1 protein-coding gene is annotated in these 2,675 nt (G+C 72.3%); it reads left to right on the top strand.

From position 1 onward, the window contains the following. Positions 1 to 105: 105 nt before the first annotated feature. Positions 106 to 2,631, top strand: coding sequence for a glycoside hydrolase family 65 protein (locus tag HMPREF3099_RS06215; protein ID WP_070705195.1), 2,526 nt, complete (start codon positions 106 to 108; stop codon positions 2,629 to 2,631). The last annotated feature ends 44 nt before the right edge of the window (positions 2,632 to 2,675 follow it).

The raw sequence follows: 2,675 nt of genomic DNA, 5'->3' as shown, positions 1-2,675 counted from the left end.
CGGGGACTTCGCCGCCGTCGTCGGCGTGGACCGGGGGGCGGGCGCCGAGGCGCTGCGCGCGGCCGGCGCCACCGCCGTCGTCACCGACCTCGAGGAGCTGCTGCCGTGACCGCACCGAACCCCGTGACCACAGCCGCTGACGGCACCCCCCGCACCGACCCGCTGGACCGCACCCGCTTCCCGGTGGACCCGTGGCGCCTCGTGGAGACCCGCCACTCCAGCGACGACCTCGGCCTCACCGAGACGCTCTTCAGCGTGGCCAACGGCTACCTGGGCCTGCGCGGCAACCCCGAGGAGGGCCGCGACGCCCACGTGCACGGCACCTTCGTCAACGGCTTCCACGAGACCTGGCGCATCAAGCACGCCGAGGACGCCTACGGCTTCGCCAAGGTGGGCCAGACCATCGTCACGGCGCCGGACGCCAAGCTCATGAAGCTCTACGTGGACGACGAGCCATTCATCCTGGCCACCGCGGACGTGGAGTCCTACGAGCGCTCGCTGGACCTGCGGGCCGGCGTCCTCACCCGCGACGTCGTGTGGCGCACCACCGCGGGCAAGCGCCTGCGCGTGCGATCGCAGCGCATGGTCTCGTTCGCCGAGCGCCACCTGGGGCTGCTCTCCCTCGAGGTGGAGATGCTCGACGGGGACGCCGCGGTGACGGTCTCCAGCCAGATCCTCAACCGCCAGGACGGCACCGACGAGTACGCCGTGGACGGCGAGGCGATGGGGGCGGGCTTCGATCCGCGCAAGGCCGGCGCCTTCGGCCACCGGGTGCTGCTCCCCGAGGCGCAGGAGTCCACGGAGCACCGTCTGGCCATGGGCTGGCGCACCGCGCACTCCGGCATGACCCTGGCCGTCGCCGTGGAGCACCACCTGACCACCGAGTGCGAGGTGCGCACCTCGCAGGTGGTCGAGCCCGACCAGGCCAAGCAGGTGTACGCCTTCCGCCTGGCGCAGGGGCAGACGGTGCGACTCGACAAGTGGCTGACCTACCACTCCTCCACCGGGGTCCCCGTGCCCGAGCTGGTGGACCGCTGCCACCGGACGCTCGACCGCCTCGTGCCCGAGGGCGTGGAGGGTGCGCTGACCGCTCAGGAGGGCTGGCTCGCCGACTTCTGGGCCAATGCCGACGTGGAGCTCCCCGGCCAGCCCGAGATGCAGCAGGCGGTGCGCTTCGCCCTGTTCTCCCTGGCGCAGGCCGCCGGACGGGCCGACCGTGAGGGCGTGCCCGCCAAGGGCGTCACCGGCAGCGGCTACGAGGGCCACTACTTCTGGGACACCGAGGCCTACGTGGTGCCCTTCCTCACCTTCACGATGCCCCACCTGGCCCGCAACGCGCTGCAGTTCCGAGCCCGGATGCTGCCCAAGGCCCGGGAGCGTGCGCGGGACCTCGCGCTCACCGGCGCGCTCTTCCCGTGGCGCACGATCAACGGCGAGGAGGCCTCCGCCTTCTACGCCGCGGGCACCGCGCAGTACCACATCGACGCCGACGTGGCCCATGCCGTGGCCACCTACCTCGACGCCACCGGGGACAGGGACTTCGGGCGACGCGGGGGCCTGGAGATCCTCGTGGGCACCGCCCGGATGTGGACGGACCTGGGCTTCTGGCAGCAGGGCCCCGAGCCGCGCTTCCACATCCACAGCGTCACCGGCCCGGACGAGTACACCACCGTGGTGAACAACAACCTGTTCACCAACGTCATGGCCCGCGCCAACTTGGAGCGCGCCGCCCGCGAGGTGACCCAGCTCGCCCAGGACGACCCATCCGCCTACGCCGAGCTCGCGCAGCGCTTCGACCTCCTGGCCGAGGAGCCCGAGACCTGGGCCCGCGTCGCCGAGGCCGTGCACATCCCCTACGACGAGACGCTCGGCATCCACCCCCAGGACGACCACTTCCTGGACCGCGAGGTGTGGGACCTCTCGGCCACTCCCCCCGAGCGGCACCCCCTGCTGCTGCACTACCACCCGCTGGTCATCTACCGCTACCAGGTGCTCAAGCAGGCCGACGTGGTGCTGGCGCTCTTCCTGCAGTCCGACCGTTTCACGCCCGAGCAGAAGCGCCGCGACTTCGAGTACTACGACCCGATCACCACGGGCGACTCCACCCTCTCGGCCGTGGTGCAGTCCATCGTGGCCGCCGAGGTGGGCTACCACCACATGGCGCTGGACTACTTCCGCCGGGCCCTCTACGTGGACCTGGCGGACGCCCACTCCAACACCGTGGACGGCATGCACATCGCCAACTCCGGCGGCGTCTGGAGCGCCGTCGTCTGCGGCTTCGGCGGCATGCGCGCCGTGGGGGGCCGGCTCACCTTCGACCCGCGCCTGCCGGTCGACTGGCCGGAGGTCACCTTCCGCGTGCGCTGGCACGGCACCCGCCTGCGTGTCCGCGTGGCCCAGGAGGCGATGGAGTTCACCCCCGAGCAGGGGCCGGCCACCAGCGGCTCGCCGTGCGTCGTGCACGTGCGCGGCGAGGAGGTCCGCATCGGCCCTGAGGGCGTGACCGTGCCCCTGGACGGCCAGGGACCCCGCATCGACGAGGTGCTGCGCCCCGGACGCCACGAGGGTCTGCTGCGCCGTGACGGCAGCCTCATGACCGTGAGCACCCCCGACGACATGCCGCCCGCCTGAGACCGGGCAGGCACGAGGAAGGCCCCCACCCGTCGGGTGGGGGC

It is taken from the genome of Kytococcus sp. HMSC28H12, from assembly GCF_001816045.1.
GTDB classification, from domain to species: domain Bacteria; phylum Actinomycetota; class Actinomycetes; order Actinomycetales; family Dermatophilaceae; genus Kytococcus; species Kytococcus schroeteri.
This window is presented reverse-complemented; position numbering and strand designations above follow the sequence as displayed.